The sequence below is a fragment of the Burkholderia sp. KCJ3K979 genome, from assembly GCF_016759955.1.
GTDB lineage: Bacteria > Pseudomonadota > Gammaproteobacteria > Burkholderiales > Burkholderiaceae > Burkholderia > Burkholderia orbicola.
In genome coordinates this window covers 1-22,291 of record NZ_JACFYV010000104.1, presented here as the reverse complement: position 1 = coordinate 22,291, position 22,291 = coordinate 1, and the positions used below count along the sequence as shown (strand labels likewise).

General features: G+C 67.2%; 19 protein-coding genes, 1 pseudogene and 1 riboswitch. Of the genes and pseudogenes, 10 read left to right on the top strand and 10 right to left on the bottom strand.

The genetic code is table 11. From position 1 onward, the window contains the following. On the top strand, positions 1-1,147 hold a 1,147-nt coding region (locus H3O04_RS21205), incomplete at its 5' end, for an MFS transporter (RefSeq protein ID WP_202588392.1). 255 nt (positions 1,148-1,402) lie between these two features. Here the strand turns inward: H3O04_RS21205 and H3O04_RS21200 are convergent. The 3 genes from H3O04_RS21200 to H3O04_RS21190 all read right to left on the bottom strand — a co-directional run bounded on the left by H3O04_RS21200 (position 1,403) and on the right by H3O04_RS21190 (position 4,831). Continuing rightward, positions 1,403-2,164: a 2OG-Fe(II) oxygenase gene (locus H3O04_RS21200; RefSeq protein ID WP_202588391.1), complete on the bottom strand. Its 762-nt coding sequence runs from the start codon at positions 2,162-2,164 to the stop codon at positions 1,403-1,405. A gap of 319 nt (positions 2,165-2,483) precedes the next feature. Then, positions 2,484-4,076, bottom strand: coding sequence for an inorganic phosphate transporter (locus H3O04_RS21195; RefSeq protein WP_124477738.1), 1,593 nt, complete (start codon positions 4,074-4,076; stop codon positions 2,484-2,486). A gap of 164 nt (positions 4,077-4,240) precedes the next feature. Further along, positions 4,241-4,831: a histidine phosphatase family protein gene (locus tag H3O04_RS21190; RefSeq protein ID WP_202588390.1), complete on the bottom strand. Its 591-nt coding sequence runs from the start codon at positions 4,829-4,831 to the stop codon at positions 4,241-4,243. 50 nt (positions 4,832-4,881) lie between these two features. Continuing rightward, positions 4,882-5,020, top strand: a riboswitch (cobalamin riboswitch). Positions 5,021-5,053: 33 nt separating this feature from the next. Here H3O04_RS21190 and H3O04_RS21185 point away from each other — a divergent pair. Together H3O04_RS21185 and H3O04_RS21180 are read left to right on the top strand one after the other, a co-directional pair. Next, the gene (locus H3O04_RS21185) at positions 5,054-5,263 is read left to right on the top strand and encodes a CbtB domain-containing protein (RefSeq protein WP_034175140.1); all 210 of its coding nucleotides are present in this window, start codon (positions 5,054-5,056) and stop codon (positions 5,261-5,263) included. Positions 5,264-5,276: 13 nt separating this feature from the next. Then, on the top strand, positions 5,277-5,999 hold the full coding sequence (locus H3O04_RS21180) for a CbtA family protein (protein WP_124477736.1): 723 nt from the start codon (positions 5,277-5,279) through the stop codon (positions 5,997-5,999). Positions 6,000-6,020: 21 nt separating this feature from the next. On the opposite strand, the gene H3O04_RS21175 is transcribed toward H3O04_RS21180, so the two are convergent. Then, positions 6,021-6,929: a LysR family transcriptional regulator gene (locus H3O04_RS21175; protein WP_034175142.1), complete on the bottom strand. Its 909-nt coding sequence runs from the start codon at positions 6,927-6,929 to the stop codon at positions 6,021-6,023. A 127-nt stretch (positions 6,930-7,056) separates the two neighbouring features. Here H3O04_RS21175 and metE point away from each other — a divergent pair, with 127 nt between their 5' ends. Beyond that, entirely contained in the window at positions 7,057-9,351 is a 2,295-nt protein-coding gene (metE, locus tag H3O04_RS21170) for a 5-methyltetrahydropteroyltriglutamate--homocysteine S-methyltransferase (protein WP_185921204.1), read from the top strand. A gap of 113 nt (positions 9,352-9,464) precedes the next feature. Here the strand turns inward: metE and H3O04_RS21165 are convergent, their stop codons facing one another. Together H3O04_RS21165 and speB are read right to left on the bottom strand one after the other, a co-directional pair. Next, positions 9,465-10,790 (bottom strand): MFS transporter, encoded by a 1,326-nt coding sequence (locus tag H3O04_RS21165; RefSeq protein ID WP_202588389.1) that lies wholly within the window; start codon positions 10,788-10,790, stop codon positions 9,465-9,467. 55 nt (positions 10,791-10,845) lie between these two features. Continuing rightward, the gene (speB, locus tag H3O04_RS21160) at positions 10,846-11,802 is read right to left on the bottom strand and encodes an agmatinase (RefSeq protein WP_124477733.1); all 957 of its coding nucleotides are present in this window, start codon (positions 11,800-11,802) and stop codon (positions 10,846-10,848) included. A gap of 133 nt (positions 11,803-11,935) precedes the next feature. On the opposite strand from speB, the gene H3O04_RS21155 reads away from it, so the two are divergent. After that, positions 11,936-12,853 carry a LysR family transcriptional regulator gene (locus H3O04_RS21155; protein ID WP_011546914.1) on the top strand — a complete coding sequence of 306 codons (918 nt, stop codon included), beginning with the start codon at positions 11,936-11,938 and terminating at the stop codon, positions 12,851-12,853. Between the two features lie 63 nt (positions 12,854-12,916). On the opposite strand, the gene H3O04_RS21150 is transcribed toward H3O04_RS21155, so the two are convergent. Beyond that, the gene (locus H3O04_RS21150) at positions 12,917-13,381 is read right to left on the bottom strand and encodes an Lrp/AsnC family transcriptional regulator (RefSeq protein ID WP_202588388.1); all 465 of its coding nucleotides are present in this window, start codon (positions 13,379-13,381) and stop codon (positions 12,917-12,919) included. Positions 13,382-13,515: 134 nt separating this feature from the next. Here H3O04_RS21150 and H3O04_RS21145 point away from each other — a divergent pair, with 134 nt between their 5' ends. The 3 genes from H3O04_RS21145 (at position 13,516) to H3O04_RS21135 (ending at position 17,763) form a co-directional block, all read left to right on the top strand. Continuing rightward, positions 13,516-14,136 carry a LysE family translocator gene (locus tag H3O04_RS21145; protein WP_202588387.1) on the top strand — a complete coding sequence of 207 codons (621 nt, stop codon included), beginning with the start codon at positions 13,516-13,518 and terminating at the stop codon, positions 14,134-14,136. Between the two features lie 287 nt (positions 14,137-14,423). Continuing rightward, on the top strand, positions 14,424-16,013 hold the full coding sequence (locus H3O04_RS21140; RefSeq protein WP_069231637.1) for a S53 family peptidase: 1,590 nt from the start codon (positions 14,424-14,426) through the stop codon (positions 16,011-16,013). A gap of 73 nt (positions 16,014-16,086) precedes the next feature. Then, the gene (locus tag H3O04_RS21135) at positions 16,087-17,763 is read left to right on the top strand and encodes a S10 family peptidase (protein ID WP_011546917.1); all 1,677 of its coding nucleotides are present in this window, start codon (positions 16,087-16,089) and stop codon (positions 17,761-17,763) included. Between the two features lie 75 nt (positions 17,764-17,838). Here the strand turns inward: H3O04_RS21135 and nadE are convergent, their stop codons facing one another. The 3 genes from nadE to H3O04_RS21120 form a co-directional block, all read right to left on the bottom strand. Continuing rightward, positions 17,839-18,687 carry an ammonia-dependent NAD(+) synthetase gene (nadE, locus tag H3O04_RS21130; RefSeq protein WP_011546918.1) on the bottom strand — a complete coding sequence of 283 codons (849 nt, stop codon included), beginning with the start codon at positions 18,685-18,687 and terminating at the stop codon, positions 17,839-17,841. Between the two features lie 181 nt (positions 18,688-18,868). Then, the gene (locus H3O04_RS21125) at positions 18,869-19,738 is read right to left on the bottom strand and encodes a DMT family transporter (protein WP_053524849.1); all 870 of its coding nucleotides are present in this window, start codon (positions 19,736-19,738) and stop codon (positions 18,869-18,871) included. 204 nt (positions 19,739-19,942) lie between these two features. Next, entirely contained in the window at positions 19,943-20,128 is a 186-nt protein-coding gene (locus H3O04_RS21120; protein WP_006480515.1) for a hypothetical protein, read from the bottom strand. 228 nt (positions 20,129-20,356) lie between these two features. Here H3O04_RS21120 and H3O04_RS21115 point away from each other — a divergent pair, with 228 nt between their 5' ends. Then, the gene (locus tag H3O04_RS21115) at positions 20,357-21,115 is read left to right on the top strand and encodes a DeoR/GlpR family DNA-binding transcription regulator (protein ID WP_011546920.1); all 759 of its coding nucleotides are present in this window, start codon (positions 20,357-20,359) and stop codon (positions 21,113-21,115) included. Positions 21,116-21,220: 105 nt separating this feature from the next. Then, positions 21,221-22,291 (top strand): annotated as a pseudogene (locus H3O04_RS21110) (phospholipase D-like domain-containing protein); the annotation flags it as partial.

Genomic DNA, 22,291 nt, shown 5'->3' with positions numbered 1-22,291 from the left:
GGTGCTGTGCGGGCTGTCCGAAGGCGTGATGTCGTTCACGGCTGCCCGGCTGCTGCAGGGTGTCGGCGGGGCGATGATGGTGCCGGTCGGGCGAATGATCGTCGTGCGAAGTACCGACAAGGCGAAGCTGATGCGCGCGATCGCGACGATCACGTGGCCGGGCATCGTCGCCCCCGTCGTCGGGCCGCCGATCGGCGGCTTCATCACGACCTACGCGTCGTGGCGATGGATCTTCCTGTTGAACGTCCCGTTCGGCCTTGCCGCACTCGTTTGTACCTGGCTGATCGTCCGGAACACGCGGGCCGACGAGCAACGGCCGCTCGACTGGGTGGGCTTCGTGCTGGCCGGTGGCGCATTGACCTGCTTGCTGATCGGCACCGAAGCGGCCGGCCAGCAGGATGTCGACTTCACGCGCGCGGGTGTCCTGGTGGGCGCAAGCGTGCTGTTCGGTATCGCTGCGTGGCTGTATGCGCGACGCTGCGCGCATCCGCTGCTCGATTTCACGACGCTGAAGGTGCCGACGTTCTCGGTGACGGTGATCACCGGTTCGATCACGCGAATGGCGATCAACGCCGTCCCGTACCTGCTGCCGCTGCTGTTCCAGATCGGCTTCGGGCTGTCGCCGTTCCAGTCAGGTCTGCTGCTGCTCGCGAGCGCGCTCGGCAACCTCGGGATGAAGGCGGGCACGTCGTGGATACTCGACCGTTACGGCTTTCGGCGTGTCGCGCTCGTCGACGTGACGATCGTCGGCATCTTCACCATCGCATGCGGCTGGTTGACCGCGTCGACGCCGCTGGCGATCACGCTGCTCGTCGTATTCGTCTACGGGCTCACGCGATCGATGCAGTTCACGACGCTCGCGACGCTGGCTTATGCGGATATCCCCTCTCACCAGACGAGCGCGGCCAGCACGCTGTGGAGCGCCGCGCAGCAAATGACGATCGGGATGGGGATCGCGTTCGGTGCATTGTCGCTGCGGCTCGCAGCATTGGTGCGCGGCGATGCGGCCGGCATGCACTACGTGCTCGCCGATTTTCGCTGGGCGTTCATCGCGGCGGGCGTGCTCGCGCTGCTGACGTTGCCGGGCTATGCACGGCTGGCTTCCGATGCCGGCGACCGGCTGCGGGCCAACATGGCGCGAGGATAGGCCGACTGCCAATCGTATTGGCGGGATGGCAGGTGAGTACGCATGTTTTGTGGCGCTCACCAAAAGCGCTGATTCGTTGCGGTCGCGATCGCTTGACGATCAGCGCAATCGGTCTCCAGTCACTGCGGGCGAGCGGCCATCTGGCCGGCCATGCTTGATCGGAATGCTCTGCGAACGATGACGTGCGGTGCCGGGATGAGCAGAGTGCGATGCGCGACAAGCGGCACGACAGCAGCGCAGCTGTTCCGCCTCCCGCTACTGCGCGTCATGGAAGATGATGCCAACCGTATGGCGGTGGCCGCTTCGAATCCGGCTGACGCCGTGGCGCAGGTTGACGCGATAGACGCCTCGGGTTCCGTGCACCGGCCGGCCGTGTACCGCGAAGATCACCGCGTCGCCTTGTGTCAGCGGCACCACTTCCGCACGCGACTGCATGCGTGGACGCTGTTCCGTCAGCACGAATTCCCCACCAGTGAAATCACGGCCCGGCGCTGACAGCAGGATCGCGACCTGCAGCGGAAATACGTGCTCGCCATACAGGTCCTGATGGAGGCAGTTGTAGTCGTCGGCGCCGTATTGCAAGATCAGCGGCGTCGGTCGCGTCTGCCCCGCCGCGTGGCAGCGATCGAGGAATGTCGCATGGTCGTTGGGATAACGAACGTCGATCCCGAGCGCTTGGTTCCAGCGATTCGCGATCGGCGCGAGATGCGGGTACATCGTCGCACGCAGCTCGGCGATGATCGCAGGCAGCGGATACGCGAAATACTTGTATTCGCCGCGGCCAAAGCCGTGCCGCGCCATCACGACGCGTGAACGATAGAGCGCATCGCGCGGATAGAGCGACGCGAGTGCATCGCACTCGCTGGCCGACATCAGGCCCGGTACGCGCGCGCATCCGAAGCGATCGAGCTCGGCATCGACGCTCGGCCAGTCGAGGGTGTCGACGCGTTGCGCGATGTCCAGCGATTCGACGGCAGGTTGCAGATCGGCAATGTTCACGGGCGTACCTCGGGGCATGGGCAGCGTGGCGCCGTGCGGCCGCGCACGGTCGAGTTCACGATGAAAGTTGATGAACCCAGTCTAGCGGCGTCCGGGAGCCGGCACGCTCCAGATCTTGCGCTTTAATTCGGGCGGCGAAACGGGGAAACGTTGAAGGCGCGGCATCGACACACTGAACGTGGCGACGTGCCGGAGCGCAGAGGCGCAGAGGGCGCAGAGACGGAGAGACGGAGAGACGGAGAGACGGAGAGACGGAGAGACGGAGAGACGGAGAGACGACAAATCGAGCCTGCGCGGCGGATAGCCGGCTATCGCCCGCCACCCGCCGCACCCACGATCAGGCCAGCGACCGGAACAACCAGTAAAGCCCTGCTGCCAGCGCGATCGACGCCGGCAGCGTCAGCACCCATGCGAGGACGAGGCTGCGCACCGTGCTCCATTGCAGCCCGGAGCCGTTCGCCGCCATCGTGCCCGCCACGCCCGACGACAGCACGTGAGTCGTCGACACGGGCAGCCCGTACATGTCGGCGGCGCCGATCGTCAGCATCGCGACGAGTTCGGCCGACGCACCTTGACCGTACGTCAGGTGCTGCTTGCCGATTTTTTCGCCGACGGTCACGACGATCCGCTTCCAGCCGACCATCGTGCCGAGGCCCAGCGCGATCGCGACGGCCACCTTTACCCACGTCGGAATGAACTTGGTCGCGTGGTCGAGCTGCTTGCGATAGTTGTCGATCGCGAGCTTGTCATCGGTGGCGAATGCGGGCTGCCCCGACTTCTCCATCAGACGAATGGCTTCGGAGACCAGATACATCGTGTTGCGCACGTTGTCGACGTCGCGCTGCGGTACGGCCGCCATCGAGCCCGACGCGCCGACGGCGGTCGCGAGCGACGTGGACAATTGCGCGACGGCCGGCAGCACGGCGGGCGTCAGTTCACGATGCTGCACGTAGTGTTCGACATCGGCGCGCGGGTTCGCGGACGGCGCGACGCCGTTCGTGTACTTCCCGAACGTCGCGGCCGCCTGGTTCGCGACCGCCACGAAAGTCTGCGATTCGGCGGGCGTGACGGCCTTGTTCAGCGCGTAGGCGGTCGGCACCGTGCCGATCAGGATCAGCATGATGAGGCCCATCCCTTTCTGCCCGTCGTTCGACCCGTGCGCGAACGACACGCCGGTGCAGGTGAGGATCAGCAGGCAGCGAATCCAGAACGGCGGCGGCTGATCCTTCGGCGGCTCCTTGTACAGCTCCGGAATTCGCACGAGCGCCTTCAGCACGAGCAGCAGCAGTGACGCGCACAGGAACCCGACGATCGGCGACAGCAGCAGCGACTTGCCGACGCCGAGAGCCTGGCCCCAGTCGACCCCACTCGTGCCGGACGGCCCATGCATCAGCTGGTTCATCAGCCCGACGCCGATGATCGACCCGATCAGCGTATGCGAGCTCGACGACGGCAACCCGAAATACCAGGTCGCGAGGTTCCAGACGATCGCGGCGATCAGCAGCGCGAACACCATCGCGAAGCCCGAGCCGCTGCCGACCTGCAGGATCAGCTCGACCGGCAGCAACTGCAGGATGCCGAACGCGACGGCACCGCTCGAGACCATCACGCCGAGGAAGTTCCACATGCCCGACCAGATCACCGCGACGTTCGGCGTCAGCGAGTGCGTGTAGATCACGGTCGCGACCGCATTCGCGGTGTCGTGGAAGCCGTTGACGAATTCGAAGCCGAGCGCGATCAGCAGTGCGGCGCCGAGCAGCAGGTATGGGAACAGTGTCCCTTCGCGGACCGGCGCCAGATCGGCGACCAGGTGCGTGGCGATATAGACGGCGCCGAGCACGAGCACCAGCAGGAATGCGGCATAGCCGACCTGTCGGGTGCGTGCGACGGAGCCCGGATTGTTCGGGGCGGACGAAGCGGGTTGATTCATGACGGCATCTCGTGAGGGAACCGCGTCCGATGCTAGCTGCGGCTAGCCGTCAGTTTGATGACAGTCGGGATGACGAACGGTGTGTCTTACCGGATGTAAGGCGGGCGGCGGCATGCGACGCGCCGGAGCGCGTCGTCGACTCACATAGTGAACATCACAGTGACTTACGCGCCGGTGTCGCGCGGGTCATCGTCCGTCGTGGCCAACGTCCAGCCGGCCGGCGACGCGACGAACGTCGTGCACGACAGCGGCGCGACGTCGAGACGCGCGGCCGCTTCGGGAGCCATCCGCAGCACATGCGCGATGGCCGCGCGGACGATCGGCGCATGCGTGATCGCGACGATGTCGCGCTCGGGCGGCAGCGCGTTCAACCAGGTGCCGATCCGGTGCGCGGCGGCTTCGAACGATTCGCCGCGATGCGGCGACGCGGACGGCGTGCCGAGCCACGCGGCAAGTTCGTCAGGGAGGTCGCGTGCGAGATCATGCAGCCGCTTGCCGCGCCAGTGGCCGTAATCGATGTCGCGCAGCGCGTCGTCGATGTCGGCACGCAGCCCGACCGCATCGGCGGTCTGCCTGGCGCAGCGTGCCGGGCTGCACAGCACGAGCGAGCCCGCGACGGCCTTCCACCGGCCACGCAGCGCAGCAGCTTCGGCGAGCCCGTGCGCGTCGAGCGGATCGTCGTCGGGAAACGTGCCGGTGCGCATGGCGCGGGTCGATGCGTGGGCGATCAGGCGCAGTGAGGCAGGTAGGGTCATGTCGGTTGTCGGATGATCCGGAACGGAGCGCGCTCGCCCATCTGTGATCGCTTCAATACGCGAACGTTCGCGCGTACAATTCGCCCGATACGAAGCGCGGAAGCCGGTGCAATTCCGGCGCGGTCGCGCCACTGTAACCGGAGAATCGATGATCCCGGAAGCCAGACCTGCCTTCGTACCCATCCATCATTTGTCGGGGCGCGATTCCCCTGAGGTGCATCCATGAGCGAAGCAGTGCTGAAGCCGGCGGTCGTGCCGGCACCCATTCCCGTCCGTGAGCTGTTGCCGTGGGCCGTGTTCGTCGGCCTGATTCTGCTGCTGGCCTTGTATTTCGTCGGTGCGGAACAGGGCGCGACGTCGCTCGTGCCGGGCATGGTCGTCCACGAATTCGTCCACGACGGCCGCCATCTGCTCGGCTTTCCCTGCCACTGACGCGGAGCCTACGATGGTCGGAAAGCTGCTCATGCGCGGGATGCTCGCAGGCATCGCCGCGGGCCTCCTCACGTTCGGTTTCGCCAGGATCGTCGGCGAACCGCAAGTCGATCAGGCGATCGCCTTCGAAGAAAAAACCACCGCCGCTCAAGGCGAGGCGCCGGAGCCCGAGCTGGTCAGCCGCCACACGCAGGCCGGCCTTGGCTTGCTGACGGGCGTCGTGACGTACGGCGCGGCATTCGGCGGGCTGTTCTCGCTGGTCTTCGCGTATGCGTACGGACGCGGCAGCCGCCTGCCGGCACGGCCGCTGGCCGCGTGGCTCGCGCTGGCGGCATTCGTCGCGCTCGTGATCGTGCCGAACCTCAAGTACCCGGCCAATCCGCCGTCGGTCGGCGATCCCGACACGATCGGTTATCGCACCGGGCTGTTCTTCCTGATGATCGCGATCTCGGTCGCGACGATGGTGTTCTCGGTCGGCGTGCGCCGCCATCTGCTGGCGAAGCTCGGCCAGTGGAACGCGTCGATCGTCGCCGGGCTCGTGTTCGTCGCGATCATCGCGGCCGTGCAGGTCGGGCTGCCGTCGGTCAGCGAGTTGCCGGCCGATTTCCCGGCGGCGTTGCTGTGGAAGTTCCGCGTGGCGGCGATCGGCATGCAGGTGATCATGTGGACGACGCTCGGCCTGCTGTTCGGCGCGTGGGTCGAACGCGGCGAACGCGCCGGCATGCGCGCCGCCTGAACGCGGGGCAAACGGGCGCGCCTAGCGCAGCATGCGTGGCGCGTTCCACGTCGATTCGCGCGCCAGCGCGACGAACGCGGCCAGATAGTCGACCGCTGCGTCCGCTTCGCGGATGCCGAGGAAGATCTGCTTTGCGATGCCTTTCTTGCCGAGCTTGACCGGCACGACCGGCATCCGGTCCGCATACTCGTCGGCGAGCCACCGCGGCAGTGCTGCCACGCCGCGCCCACTCGCGACCATCTGCAACATGATGTCGGTCGTCTCGATCGACTTGTGCCGCCTCGGCACGATGCCGGCCGGCGTCAGGAACTGGTTGTAGATGTCGAGCCGGTCGGTTTCGACCGGGTACGTGATCAGGACCTCGTCGGTCAGTTGCTCGGGCGTCACGTGGTCGACGTTCGCGAGCCGGTGTGAATCCGCGACCACCAGCACCTGTTCGTAGTCGAACACGGGATCGAAGCGCAGCCCCGGCTTGTTCAGCGGATCGGGTGTGACGAGCACGTCGATGTCGTAACCGAACAGCGCGCCGATGCCGCCGAACTGGAAGCGCTGCTTCACGTCCACGTCGACGTCGGGCCAGCGCGACAGGTACGGCGACACGACCTTCAGCAGCCACTGGTAGCACGGATGGCACTCCATCCCGATGCGCAGCGTGCCGCGCTCGCCCTTCGCGTACTGCTTCATCCGCTCCTCGGCGAGCTCGAACTGCGGCAGCAGCCGGTTCGCCAGCTTCAGCAGATATTGCCCGCCCTGCGTGAGCCGCAGGCCGCGGCCTTCACGGTCCCAGATCGGCGTGCCGAGCTGCTGCTCGATCTTCCGGACGGTGTGGCTGAGCGCCGATTGCGTGAGGTGCAGCGCATTGGCCGCCGCGGTCAGCGAGCCCTGACGCTCGACTTCACGAATGACGACGAGATGGAATCGTTCCAGCATGGATCGCGCGCATCCCACGGATGCATGAAAAATGTTAATGGATGAATGAAATAATGCCATTTTATTTCATGGTTTGAAATCCCTATGATGGCTGCCGGATCTACTCTTTCTTCTGGACGGCAGCTTCATGGTCACGACACACAACCTCGGTTTTCCGCGCATCGGCGCGAAGCGCGAACTCAAGTTCGGTCTCGAACGCTACTGGAAGGGCGAATCGTCGCGCGACGAACTGAAGGCGCTCGGCGCCGCGCTGCGCCGGCGCCACTGGCACGACCAGCGCGATCTCGATCTCGCGCCGATCGGCGACTTCGCGTTCTATGACCAGGTGCTCGACATGAGCTTCACGCTCGGCAACCTGCCGAAGCGCGTGCAGGATTTCCACGGCGATGCGCTCGACAATTATTTCCGCGTCGCGCGCGGCCGGTCCGCGCAGTCGGCCGAGGAGCACGCCGCGTGCTGCGGCGGCGTCGCGGCCGGCGAAATGACGAAGTGGTTCGACACGAACTATCACTACATCGTGCCGGAGTTCCATGCGGACACGAACTTCTCGCTCGATCCGTCGCGCCTGCTGCTGCAACTGGCCGAAGCGAACGCGCAGGGTGTGAATGCGAAACCGGTGATTCTCGGCCCGGTCACGTATCTGTGGCTCGGCAAGGCGAAGGACGATTCGGATCGCCTCGCGCTGCTGCCGAAGCTGCTGCCGGTGTACGGCGCGCTGCTCGACACGCTGACCGCGCAGGGCGTCGAATGGGTGCAGATCGACGAGCCGATTCTCGTGACCGAACTCGATGCCGAATGGCGTCAGGCATTCCGCATCGCGTATGCGGCGCTCGAAACGCGCCGCATCAAGCTGCTGCTTGCCACGTACTTCGGCCAGCTTCAGGACAATCTGACGCTCGCGGCGTCGCTGCCGGTCGACGGCCTGCATATCGACGCGATCAACGCCCGCGACGAAGTCGACGCACTGGTGCGTGAGCTGCCGGCCGAACGCGTGCTGTCGGTCGGCGCGATCAACGGCCGCAACATCTGGAAGACGGACCTGAACGCGGCGCTCGACTGGCTCGAACCGCTCGCGAAGCAACTGGGCGATCGCCTGTGGCTCGCGCCGTCGTGCTCGCTGCTGCACGTGCCGGTCGACCTCGCGAGCGAGGAGAAGCTCGACGCGGAAATCCGCTCGTGGCTCGCATTCGCGCTGCAGAAACTCGACGAACTGAAGGTGCTCGCGACCGCACTGAACGAAGGCCGCGACAAGGTAGCCGACGCGCTCGCCGCGAATGCCGCCGCGATCGATTCGCGCCGCCGCTCGCCGCGCGTGAACAATCCGGTGGTGAAGGCCGCGATCGCGCGCATCGACGCGCAGCTCGGCAACCGCGCGAGCCCCTATGCGCAGCGTGCGTCGAAGCAGTCGGCGCGCCTGAACCTGCCGGCGTTCCCGACGACGACGATCGGCTCGTTCCCGCAGACCGCCGAAATCCGCCAGGCGCGCAGCCGGTTCAAGGCCGGCGCGCTGGACGAAGCCGGCTATCGCACGGCGATGCAGGCCGAGATCGAACGCAGCGTGCGCGAACAGGAATCGCTCGAACTCGACGTGCTCGTGCATGGCGAAGCCGAGCGCAACGACATGGTCGAATACTTCGGCGAGCAGCTCGACGGCTACGCATTCAGCCAGTTCGGCTGGGTGCAGTCGTACGGTTCGCGCTGCGTGAAGCCGCCGATCCTGTTCGGCGACATCAGCCGCCCCAAGGCGATGACGGTCGAGTGGATCGCCTATGCGCAGTCGCTGACGCGCAAGCCGATGAAGGGCATGCTGACCGGCCCCGTGACGATCCTGAACTGGTCGTTCGTGCGAGACGACCAGCCGCGCGCGGTGTCGTGCTACCAGCTTGCGCTGGCGATCCGCGAGGAAGTGCTCGATCTCGAGAGGGCCGGCGTGCGCGTGATCCAGATCGACGAAGCGGCGCTGCGCGAAGGGCTGCCATTGCGTCGCGCGCAGTGGAACGAATACCTGAAATGGGCGGTGGAGTCGTTCCGCATCACCGCGAACGGCGTGCAGGACGACACGCAGATCCACACGCACATGTGCTATTCGGAATTCAACGACATCATCGCGTCGATCGCCGACATGGATGCCGATGTGATCACGATCGAGACGTCTCGCTCGGACATGGAGCTGCTCGATGCGTTCGACACCTTCAAGTATCCGAACGAAATCGGGCCGGGCGTGTACGACATCCATTCGCCGAACATCCCGACGCAGGATCACATCGTCGGGCTGATGAGGAAGGCGGCCGAGCGGATTCCGGCGGAACGTCTGTGGGTGAACCCGGATTGCGGCTTGAAGACGCGCCAGTGGGCGGAAGTGATTCCGGCGCTGACTAACATGGTTGCCGCCGCGAAGACGCTGCGCAATCAGGTGCAGTAACTACGCGACAGGCACCGTGCGGTACCGTCGCGGTCGACGATCGATGACAGGACGAAAAGAAACGACCCGCGAAAGCGGGTCGTCTTTCGTCATGCATGCGTTGGCGACAGGCGCTACGCGGTGCGCGCGCCGCGCGGCAGCGCGTCGTCCGTCTTGCCGGTCGCGCCCGCATCGTCGATGCTGACGCGGCGCGAGATCAGCCACACGCACAGCGACGACAGCACGGCGGCACTCGCGTACTGGATCGCGAGCGGCCACCATTGCGGCGCGGTGTTCTGCGCGATGATGGTCGCGACCAGCGGCGTGAGGCCGCCGGCGAGCGCGCCGCACACCTGGTACGCGATCGAGATTGCGGTATAGCGAATCCGCGCGACGAAGATGCCGCTGACGAAGCCCGCGACGACCGAGTAGTAGCCCGATTCCGCGAGCGTCGCGAGGCCGACGCCGACCGTGATCGACACCGGCGTGCCCAGGTGTACGAGCGGCAGCATCACGAACGGGACGATCATCGCCCACGCGCCGGTGATCAGCAGCACGCGCGTGGTGCCGAAGCGCTGCGCGAGGAACGCGGCCGCGAGCTGCACGACGAACTGCAGCACTGCGACGATCGTCATGCAATGCAGCACCATCGACCGGTCGAGCGACAGGAACTGCGTCGCATAACTGATCATGAAGATGTTGCTGAAATACACGCCGGCGATACCGTACACGTTCGCGCCGATCGCGAGCAGCAGCAGCGGCCAGACCTTGAGCGCTTCGCGCAGCGGTTTCTGCGCGATGTTGCCGCTCTTCCTGACTTCCTCGAACTCGGGCGACTCCGACACGCTCGCGCGGATCACGAAACCGACGATCAGCAGCACCGAGCTCGCGAGGAACGGCACGCGCCAGCCCCAGCTCATCATGTCGTCCTTCGACAGCGTGCTGATCGCGCCGAACGCGAGCATCGACAGGATCAGGCCGCTCGCGCTGCCGAGCTGCGCGAACGACGCGAAGAAGGTGCGCTTGCCTTCGGGCGCGTGCTCGCCGGCCAGCAGCACCGCGCCGCCCCATTCGCCGCCCACCGCGATGCCTTGCAGCACGCGCATCAGCACCAGCAGGATCGGTGCGATCACGCCGGCTTGCGCATGGGTGGGCAGCAGGCCGATCGCGACCGTCGACACGGCCATCAGCATCAGCGTCGCGAGCAGCGACCGCTTGCGGCCGAAGCGGTCGCCGAGATAGCCGAACATCACGCCGCCGAGCGGCCGCGCGAAGAAGCCGACCGCGAACGAGCCGAACGACGCGAGCAGGCTGATGAAGCGGTTTTCGCCGGGAAAGAACAGCGGCCCGAATACGATGGCGGCGGCGGTCGCATAACTATAGAAGTCGTACCACTCGATCGTGGTGCCGACGAACGAAGCGAGCGCCGCCCGCCTCGGCTGCTTGACGGAAGTCCCCATCTCGATGTGTGCTCCTCTGGAATCCTCTGATTTTGGAATAGTGGCGGCGCCGCGATCAGTCGCGGTACGCGACGCCTGGCAGCACGCACAGCAGCTCGTACGCGAGGTTCGCGCCGAGGAGCGCCGTGGTGCCGAACGGGTCGTACGGCGGCGCGACTTCGACGAGATCGCAGCCGACGATGTTCAGCCCCTTCGCGCCGCGGATGATCTCGAGCGCCTGCGGCACCGTGAGGCCCGCGATTTCCGGCGTGCCGGTGCCCGGCGCGTAGGCCGGATCGATGCCGTCGATGTCGAACGTGATGTAGACGGGCGTGTCGCCGATGCGCGCGCGCACTTCTTCCATCAGCGGCGCGAGCGACTTGTTCCAGCATTCCTCGGCCTGGACCACGCGGAAACCCTGCTCGCGGCACCAGTCGAAATCCTCGGCCGCGTAGCCGGTGCCGCGCAGGCCGATCTGCGTGACCTTGTCGCCGCGCAGCAGCCCTTCCTCGACCGCGCGGCGGAACGGCGTGCCGTGCGCGATCTTTTCGCCCATCATCGTGTCGTTCACGTCGGCGTGTGCATCGACGTGGATCAATGCAACCTTGCCGTGCTTGCGGTGGATCGCGCGCAGGATCGGCAGCGCGATCGTATGGTCGCCGCCGAGCGTGATCGGCTTGCAGTCGTGCTCGAGAATCGCGTCGTACGCGGCCTCGATGCGGGCGATCGAATCGTGCAGGTTGTACGGATTGATCGCGACGTCGCCGATGTCGGCGATCTGCAGCGAATCGAAGGGTGCTGCGCGCGTGGCCATGTTGTACGGGCGCAGCAGCACGGATTCGGTGCGGATCTGGCGCGGGCCGAAGCGCGCGCCGGTGCGGTTGGAGGTGCCGAGATCGAACGGCACGCCGACGAAACAGGCGTCGAGGCCTTCGGCGCTCGACACGTGCGGCAGGCGCATCATCGTTGCGATGCCGCCGCAGCGCGGCATTTCATTGCCGCCGAGCGGCTGAAAGTGGGTGTGGTCGTTCATGGAGTCGTCTCTTCCGATGTGGGGTGCCGTATCATGCGACGCGGCCTGGCGCACAGTTTTACGCGCTCCGCCGGGAAAGAAGAATGCGAAGATATCGACGTAAACATCGATCTTCATCGATGTATGGAAGGGGATGAACGTGCTGGGGAATCTGTCGACCCTCGATCTGCGGTTGATCCGCGTGTTTCTCGCGGTCACGGACGCGGGCGGCGTGTCGGCCGCGCAGGCGGTGCTGAACGTCGGCCAGTCGACCATCAGCGCGCAGTTGTCGTCGCTCGAGACGCGGCTCGGCTACCGGCTTTGCGAGCGCGGCCGCAGCGGCTTCCGGCTCACGCCGAAGGGCGAGCGGTTTCATGCGATGAGCCGCAAGCTGCTGGCGGCGCTCGACGAATTCGGGATGGCCGCGCGGCACATGGATCGCCAACTGGTCGGCACGCTGAACATCGGCCTGATCGGCCATACGCCGGTGAGCCAGAATGCGCGGATCGCCGAGGCGATCGCCGCGTTCCGCACCCGCGACGAGGCCGTGCGCTTCTCGATTTCGGTGCGCGCGCCCGGCGATCTCGAGGAAAAGCTGCTGAGCAACGAGATCCAGATCGCGGTCGGCTACTTCTGGCATCGCGTGCCGACGCTGCACTACACGCCGCTGTTCATCGAGCGGCAGATCGCGTACTGCGGCCGCGGCCATCCGCTGTTCGACGGCGCCGGCACGCTGACGCCGGCCGACGTCGCCGGCTTCGAGTGGGCGTGGCGCTCGTATCCGCTGCCGGAGGCGCAGATGTCGACGACGCCCGATCGCGTGACCGCGACCGCCGACAACATGGAGGCCGTCGCGCTGCTGATCCTGTCCGGCCATCATCTCGGCTACCTGCCGCAGCACTTCGCGGCGCCATACGTCGCGCAGGGGCTGCTCGCGCCGCTCAATCCGGATCGACTGCACTACGAGGTCACGTTCCACATGGTCGTGGCGCGCGACGGGCGTGGCGATCCGGTCGTCGAAGCGTTTCTCGAGGATCTCGAACGCGCGCATCAGTCGTCCGACGTGGTGTGACGCCGGCGCGGCCGACAAGGTGAACGAGCGTTGCGCCCGGGCGGCTTGCCGGCCGGGCGTGCGTCAGGGCACCGGCAGCCCGGCGTCGTGCTTCACCTCGCGCAGCGATAGCGCCGATTCGATCGACGTCACGCCCGGCAGCATCCGCAGCGAATCGCGCAGGAACGTGCCGTAGTCGTCGAGATCGCGCGCGACCACCTGCAGCAGATAGTCGGCCGTGCCCGCGACGTTGTGGCACGCGAGAATCCGCTCGATGCCGAGCACTTCGCGCTCGAACCGGTCGGCGACCTTGCGGTCGTGCGTCGCGAACCGCACGAGCACGAACGCGACCACGCCGAAGCCGAGCGCCTGGCGCGACAGTTGCGCGCGGTAGCGCTCGATGTAGCCCTCGTTTTCGAGACGTTTCAGGCGCCGTGCGCAAGGCGTTTCGGACAAGCCGACGGATTCGGCGAGCCGCGCGATCGGCAGGCGGCCGTCGCGCTGCACCGCAGCGAGGATCGCGCGGTCGGTTTTGTCGAGGTCGATCATGTTGGCAGAATCCTTGTCGTAATTTCATGATTGTGGCGGATTCCCCTATGAATCGCCAATTCCGCGTCAAAGATAGCCAGTAATCCCTCCGCCTTCAGCGGCAACATATCGTCAATGAAGGACGGGGGCAGACCATGATTTCCACGCATTTGCTGTTGATTTATCTCGCCGCGCTGGCGGCCATTTACGCGGTACCGGGGCCCGACATGGCGCTCGTGCTGCAGACCAGCATCGGCCGCGGCGTGCGGCCGGGGATGGCGGCGGCGGCCGGCCTGTCGCTCGCGCGCACCGCGCACGTGACGCTGTCGGCATGCGGCGTCGCGGCGTTGATTCGCAGCGCGCCGTGGCTCTACGAGGTGATCCGCTACGGCGGCGCGCTTTATCTCGCGTATGTCGCGATCCAGGTGTTCCGCTCGCCGGTGTTCGCGCTCAGCGACGGCGACGCGCCGGCGGGCGAACTGCGGCAGTCGTTCGTGAAGGGACTGCTGACCAACCTGCTGAACCCGAAGGCGCTGCTGTTCTGTTCGGTGCTGCTGCCGCAGTTCGTGCGGCCCGAGGTCGGGCCGGTCGTCTGGCAGATGTTCGAGCTCGGCGCGCTGCTGGTGGCGGCCGGCGTGTGCTTCGACCTCGCGTGTGTGTTCGGCGCATCGCGCATCGCGGCGTGGATGCGCGCGCATCCGCTCGCGCAGACGATGCAGCGCTGGACCTTTTCCGCGGCGTTGATCGGTTTCGCACTGCGGCTGTCGATGGACTGAGGGTTGCGCCGACATGGCCGCCGCGCGGATCGATCGGCCGCGCAGGCAGGCCCATGCTCGAATCGATACGGGCCGCGCGCGATGCCGGCCTTCCCGCGTGCGCCTTGCCGCGGAAGGGCGTGCGCGCAAATCGTCTGACTGTTCTAAACTTCCTGTTACTTCGCGCGTCGCAAACGCAGTCGCAAACGCGCCGTCGCGAATCGACTGACCGAACGGAACCGTCTTCCGCGGGCTATGTCCGATTTCCTGGCTGTTCCGTGCAACGCGGTACCAAGGAGGGTCTGAACATGGCAAGGCATCTTCAAGCCGACCGTGAACCCCGCATCGTCGCCGAGTCCAAGTGTCTCGGCCAGTGCGATCCGGCAGAACGCATCCACGTCACGATCATGTTGCGGCGGCAGGAAGAAGGGCAACTCGACGCATTGGTTCACCAGCTCGCCACCGGCGACGCCCGTGCAAAACCGGTGTCGCGCGACGCATTCGCGCAGCGTTTCTCCGCCAATCCCGACGACATTCGCAAGACCGAGGACTTCGCACACCGCCATCAGCTGACGGTCGATCGCGTCGATCCGGTCGAGAGCGTCGTCGTGCTGTCCGGCACGATCGCGCAGTTCGAAGCCGCATTCAGCGTGAAGCTCGAGCGTTTCGAGCATCGGTCGATCGGCCAGTATCGCGGCCGCTCGGGCCCGATCGTGTTGCCCGACGATATCGGCGATGCGGTCACGGCCGTGCTCGGCCTCGACAGCCGCCCGCAGGCGCGCCCGCACTTCCGCTTCCGTCCGCCGTTCAAGCCGGCGCGCGGCGCGGCGGCCGTCACGTTCACGCCGATCCAGCTTGCGTCGCTGTACGACTTTCCGGCCGGCGACGGCGCCGGGCAATGCATCGCGATCATCGAGCTCGGCGGCGGCTATCGCGCGGCCGACATCCAGCAGTATTTCCGCGGGCTCGGCATCACGACGCCGCCCAAGCTCGTCGACGTGAACGTCGGCACCGGCCGCAATGCGCCGACCGGCGAGCCGAACGGCCCGGACGGCGAAGTCGCGCTCGACATCGAAATCGCCGGCGCGATCGCACCGGCCGCGAAGATCGCGGTGTACTTCGCGCCGAACAGCGACGCGGGCTTCATCCAGGCCGTCAACGCGGCCGTGACCGACAAGACGAACCAGCCGTCCGTGATCTCGATCAGCTGGGGCGGCCCGGAAGCGATCTGGCAGGCGCAGTCGGCGCAGGCGTTCAATCGCGTGCTGCAGGCGGCCGCCGCGCAGGGCATCACCGTCTGCGCGGCGTCGGGCGATAGCGGCTCGGGCGACGGGCTGCAGGATGGCGCCGATCACGTCGACTTTCCCGCGTCGAGCCCGTACGTGCTCGGCTGCGGCGGCACGCAGCTCGACGCGCTGCCCGGGCAGGGCATCCGTAGCGAGGTCACGTGGAACGACGAGGCATCCGGCGGCGGGGCGGGCGGCGGCGGCGTCAGTGCGCTGTTCGACCTGCCGGCGTGGCAGCAGGGGCTGAAGGTCGCGCGCGCCGACGGCACCGCCACGCCGCTCGCGAAGCGCGGCGTGCCCGACGTGGCCGGCGACGCGTCGCCGCAGACGGGCTACGAAGTGTCGGTGGCCGGCACGCCCGCGGTGATGGGCGGCACGAGCGCGGTCGCACCGCTGTGGGCGGCGCTGATCGCCCGGATCAATGCGGCGAACGGCGCGTCGGCCGGCTGGATCAATCCGGTGCTGTACAAGCATCCGGGCGCGCTGCGCGACATCACGAAAGGCTCGAACGGCACTTATGCGGCCGCGTCCGGCTGGGACGCCTGCACGGGCCTCGGCAGCCCGAACGGCGCACAGCTCGCCACGATCCTCGCGCGCAAACCGTCGAGCTGACGCACGGGCACACGCCTTTCCGTTCGACGCGGGTGCTCTGCCCGCGTCTTTTTTCACCTCCAGGAGCAGCACGATGGACATCGATTCCGCATCTTCCGGCGGCGTGTATCCGCTGCATCACGGCGACCACAATTCGCATGGCGTGCCGCCGACCATCAACCCGGTCGCGCTGAGCCACGGCCGCGACCAGCCGTTCTTCGATCCGGTCGCGTACGGCAACGGCCCGGACGACTCGGTGACCGACACGACCGAGGCGGCCGCGATCACGCACCACACGATCCTGATCGACGGGAAGCGGATCGCGTACACGGCGACGGTCGGCCACCTCGTGACCGTCGATCCGAGCAGTTCGCAGCCGGCCGCGAAGATCTTCTACGTCGCGTTCACGGCCGACGGTGCGAAGGAGGAAACGCGGCCGGTGACGTTCTTCTATAACGGCGGGCCCGGTTCGTCGTCGGTGTTCGTGCTGCTCGGCTCGTTCGCGCCGAAGCGCATCAAGACGTCGATGCCGGGTTTCACGCCGCCCGCGCCGTACCAGATCGAAGACAACCCGGACAGCATGATCGATCACAGCGACCTGGTGTTCATCAACCCGGTCGGCACCGGCTATTCGGCGGCCGTCGCGCCGAACAAGAACCGCGACTTCTGGGGCGTCGACCAGGATGCGGATTCGCTGAAGCAGTTCATCAAGCGCTACCTGACGAAGAACAACCGCTGGAATTCGCCGAAATACCTGTTCGGCGAATCGTACGGCACCGCGCGCAGCTGCGTGCTCGCGTACAAGCTGCACGAGGACGGCGTCGACCTGAACGGCGTCACGCTGCAATCGTCGATCCTCGATTACCGGCAGGCCGGCAACCCGGTCGGCACGCTGCCGACCGCCGCGGCCGACGCGTGGTATCACAAGAAACTCGGCATCAAGCCGGCGCCGGCCGATCTCGGCGCATTCGTCGAGGAAGTCGCGCAGTTCGCGCGCACCGACTATCTGACCGCGCTGCGCGCGGTGCCGCATGCGAACCCGGCCACCGTGCAGAAACTGTCGGCATACACGGGCATCGATACGGCGACGCTGCAGTCGTGGGGGCTCGATATCGCGGGCTACGACACGCGCGGCAATTCGCTGTTCCTGACGACGCTGCTGCATGCGCAGGGGCTCGCGCTCGGTTCGTACGACGGCCGCGTGACCGGGATTTCGTCGGGTATCGCCGGCAAGATCGATCCGAATTCGGGCGGCAACGATCCGACGATGACGGCCGTGACTGGCGTCTATACGGCGATGTGGAACAGCTATCTGAACGAGCAGTTGAAGTTCACGTCGAACTCCGCGTTCACGGACCTGAACGATCAGGCCTTCAAGAACTGGGATTTCAGCCACATCGACCCGACCGGCGCGCAGCAGGGCATCGATGCGCAGGGGAACGTGATCCTCTACACGGCCGGCGACCTCGCCGCGGTGATGGCGCTGAACGTCGACCTGAAGGTGCTGTCCGCGAACGGCTTCTACGATTTCGTGACGCCGTTCTACCAGACCGTGATCGATCTGCAGCAGATGCCGCTGGAGGACCAGAAGGTGCGGCAGAACCTGTCCGCGCGATTCTATCCGTCGGGGCACATGGTGTATCTCGACGGCGGCTCGCGCACCGCGCTCAAGCGCGATCTCGCGACGATGTACGACGCGACGGTCAGCGATACGGGTGCACGGATGCGGATTCGTGCGCTGCAGGCGAAGAAGACGGGCGGCAACGCGTAGCGTTGCCCGTCGAGCAGACGCCGCGCGCAGCCGGGAGGGTGCGCGCGGCGGTATGTCGGTAGCCGGGCGGCCGGCTTATGCGGCCGGCCAGTCGAACATCGTGTACGGTAGCGCGCGCTTGTGGCGCGAGCCGTCGTAGAAGCGCAGCACCGTTTCATACACGCGATCGGCAACCGGCTTGCCTTCGAGGAAATCGTCGATCTCGTCGTAGGTCACGCCATACGCGTGCTCGTCCGGGCGCAGCGGGCGCAGCTCCTCGAGGTCGGCCGTCGGCACCTTCATCACGATCAGCTCCTCGCCGCCGAGCGCGCGCGCCACGCCGCGCACGCGCCGCTTGCTCAGGCCCGCGAGCGGCAGGATGTCCGCGCCGCCATCGCCGAACTTCGTGAAGAAACCCATCAGCGATTCGGCCGCGTGATCGGTGCCGATCACGATGCCGCGCCGTGCGCCGGCCACCGCGTACTGCGCGATCATGCGCTCGCGCGCCTTGATGTTGCCGTGCACGAAATCCTGCTGCGCGGGCGTTTCGAACGCGTGGCCGGACGCGACCAGCGAACGGAGCATCGCATCGGCGGCCGGCTTCACGTCGACCGTCAATACCTCGTCCGCGCGCACGAACGCGAGCGCGCGCTGCGCATCCTCTTCGTCGTTCTGCACGCCGTTCGGCAAGCGCATCGCGATGAAGCGCGCGTCGTAGCCGTCGGCGCGCAGGCGCTCGACCGACAGTTGCGCGAGCCGGCCGGCCGTCGACGAATCGACGCCGCCGCTGATGCCGAGCACGTAGGTCCGCAGGCCGGTCGAACGAAGGTACTGCGCGAGGAAATCGATGCGGCGGGCGATTTCGGCCTCGGCGTCGAAGTGCGGGGCGACGTTCAGTTCGGCAATGATCGCGCGTTGGCGGCTGGCGTAATCGGCGGAGGTCATGAGGGAAGATCCGGAACGAATTGCAAGGCGCTCATCATAAGCGCAATCGCGGCGTGCCGCCGCGCCGGACCTGCGTTTCCGGCGGTGTCGCGTTGCATCGACGAGACGCGGCGCATCGCCGTGGTGCGTGGTGCGCCGGGCGGGTGCTGGATGCCGGGCGGAAAGTGCCCGCTGGCTCGCGTCAGCGCCGTGCGAGCACGACGCCCACCAGCGCGAGCGCGAAGCCCGCGAGTTGGATCGGCGCGAGTGTTTCGCCGAACAGACCGTAACCCTGCAGCGCGGCCAGCGGCGGCGCGAGGAACAGCAGCGACGTCGCGCGCGCCGCATTGCCGCGCCGCAGCATCCACATCAGCATCGTGACCGCGCCGCCCGACAGGAACACGACGCCCCACACGAGCGACACCCACAGCGCCGGCGCGCCGATCCAGCGGGTCTCATGGAGCAGCGCGACGAACACGGCCGCGACGATCGCCGCGCCGAAGTTCTGCACGGCGACCGCCGTGCGCAGGTCGCTCTGCGCGAGCTTGCCTTTCTGGTACAGCGAGCCGGCGGTGATCGATCCGACCGCGAGGACCGACACGGTGACGACGAGCCACGCAGGCGCCGCGCCCGACGGCGGCGCGACGCCGCCCGTGACTTTCGGCGCGAGCACGAGCGCGACGCCGGCCAGCCCGAGCGCCATGCCGAGCCAGCCGCGCGCGGGCAGGCGTTCGTTGAACAGCGGGACCGCGAGCACGGCGGTGGCGAGCGGCTGCAGCGCGCCGAGCAGCGCCATCACGCCCGCATTCAACCCTTGCGCGACGGCCCAGTAGCTCGCGCCGAGATAGACGCCTTGCAACAGCGCGCCGGCGATCAGGTGGCGCGGCCATTCGCGACGGGCCGGCCACGGCGCGCGCGCGACGAGCGCCACCACGGCGAACAGCGCGGCCGTGCCCGCGAAGCGCGCGAGCAGGAACAGGTTCGGATCGGCGTAGGGCTTGATCGCCCGGGCGACGATGAAGCCGGTGGACCAGAGCGCGACGAAGGCGGCGGCGACGATCGAGGTAAGCATGCGTGACGGGCCGCGACGCGGCCGGACAGAACCGGGAAGTCGGCCAGTATCGGGCGAAGCGGCGCCGGCGTCTTGTCGAATCCTGCACTCATGCCATGCGGCATGTGATCGTGCCGGCGGTCATCGCGCCGGTGCGCGGTGCGGCGGCGATGAGCGCCCGCGGCACGGCGATGCGCTGCGCGGAGGGACGCGCAGCGGCGGCGATCAGTCGATCGAGAACGTATCGAGCGGCTGGTTGGCGCGCGCGTCGGTCGCAAAGCGCGCGGCGAGCTGTTCGTAGAGCCGGCGTGCTTCGTCGAGCGTCAGGTCGATCCAGTACGGATCGCCCGCCGCGTCGTTGAGGCGTTCCGGCGGAAACTGGATTTCGATCACACTGCCTTTGCGATACATGGCGCGAGCCCCTTTGATGGTCGGTATTGGTCGGTCGTTCGGCGAAGCGCAAAGTGTAGCGCCGGGCGCCGCCGGGGATTCGCGCGCGCCGGACAATAGTGAATTTCGCTTTCGGGAAACGCACCCGGACATTGCCTGGCCGCTTATCCGGCGCAGTCAAATGGTCGTCAAACGTCCGTAATACAATGGCCGGCTTACCCATTACCAGTCGCCTCGGGCGCACACGCGATGCTGGCGGAACAACGTCATCAATACATCCTGTCGGAGCTCGGACGGTCGGGCGCGCTGTCGGTCGCGGAACTCGTGCGTTCGCTCGACGTGTCGCGCGAAACCGTGCGGCGCGACCTGAATGCGCTGGCCGCGCGCGGCCTGCTCGTGATGACGCACGGCGGCGCGCTGGCCGCGGATCGCCGTGAGCCGAGCCTGTCCGAGCGCGAAGCCGCGAACGCCGACGCGAAGCGCACCATCGGGCGGCGCGCGGCCGAATTCGTGCCCGACGATGCATCGGTGCTGATCGATTCGGGCAGCACGCCGCATGCGGTCGCGCTGGCGCTCGCCGACCGGCACCGGCTGTCGATCTACACGAACGACTGGCGTACCGCATTCGTGCTCGCGCGGCGCAACGGCAACCGCGTGACGCTGCTCGGCGGCGAGCTGTCCGACGACGAGGACGCCACCTTCGGGCTCGACACGATCCACCAGCTCGCGCAATACCACGTCGATTTCGCGTTCGTCGGCGCCGGCGGCATCACGCCCGACGGCGAGTGCACCGACTACTCGCGGCTGGCGGCCGAAGTGCGCAGCCGGATGATCGCGGCGGCGGGCACGGCGATCATCGTCGCCGACCATTCGAAATTCGGCCGCGTGACGCCGGTGCGGATCAACGGCGCGGCGGCCGCCCGCTATCTGGTGACCGAGCGCGCACCCGACAAGGCCGTGCGCCGCGCGCTGACGGCGCGCGGGGTCGAGCTGCTCGTGTGCGACTGATGCGCATCCGACATACAAGGTTCATCGAAGCGTCATCGCGCGGGAAAAACCGTCGTCAAGACTGACTCATTCACCTCGACCGGCCGTCGGGCCAGGGAGCAACGAATGACCGTCAGCGTGCGCAGCTATCTTTCCCCCACCCTGGTCCTGCTGGCTTTCGACTGGCCCGATGCGGCGTCGCGGTCCGATTTCCTCGGCTTCGCGATCCGGCGCACGCCGGGCTTCTGGTCGGCCGACGGCAAGACGCGTGCGCCGGACAGCTGGCTGCCCAACCGCCTGACGTTCGACGGCCCGGCCGCCGACACGCAGGGCGATGCGCCGACCGATCAGGCGCCGATCCAGAAATTCATGTGGTGGGATGCACGCATCGATCCGCAGGATCGCGGTGCGTCGTTCCGCTACGACGTCTATCCGGTCGTCGGCACGCCGGCGAACCTGCAGGTGCTCGACGCGCAAGCCGGCGTGTGCGACGTCGTGCTGCCCGCGCACATCGAGGACGGCATCGGCACGTGGTTCAACCGCGCGGTGGTCAGCTCGCAGGCGTTCGCGAAGCAGGTCGCGGCGCTCGGCCTCGCGCCGAACGAGGCGCCGAGCGCCGCGCAGGCGCTGAAGCTGCGCACGTGGCTCGCGAACGACATGGAGCAGGTGTTCCCTCAGATGCTCGATCCCGCGTCGCGCGCGGTGTCGGCCGTCTATCACCTGACCGACACGCTGTGGGCGCTGCCCGCGTTCCAGGCGTTTGGGCGCAAGCACGGCGAAGCGTCGCTCGCGATCGTCTACGACGCGCACACGATGGCGCGCAAGGGCAAGCCGCCGCTGCCGTCGCCGAACCAGCCGGCCGTCGATGCGCTGCAAGGCCTCGCGACGCTCGCGCCGCGCGACAAGACGCACATCATGCACGACAAGTTCATCGTGACCGATGCGCCGTCGAACCCGGCGCCCGCGCGCGTGCTGACCGGCTCCGCGAACTTCACGACCGAGGGGCTGACCGAGCAGGCCAACGTGCTGCATGCGTTCGATTCGCCCGCGCTCGCCGCGCTGTACAACGAGCGCGCCCACGCGCTGGCCGGGAATCCGTCGATCGCGGAGACCGCGCGGCTGTCGCCGGGCTGGTCGGCGCCGATGACGATCGGCAGCGCGCAGGTGCGCGTCGCCTACTCGCCAGAGCCGGCGGGG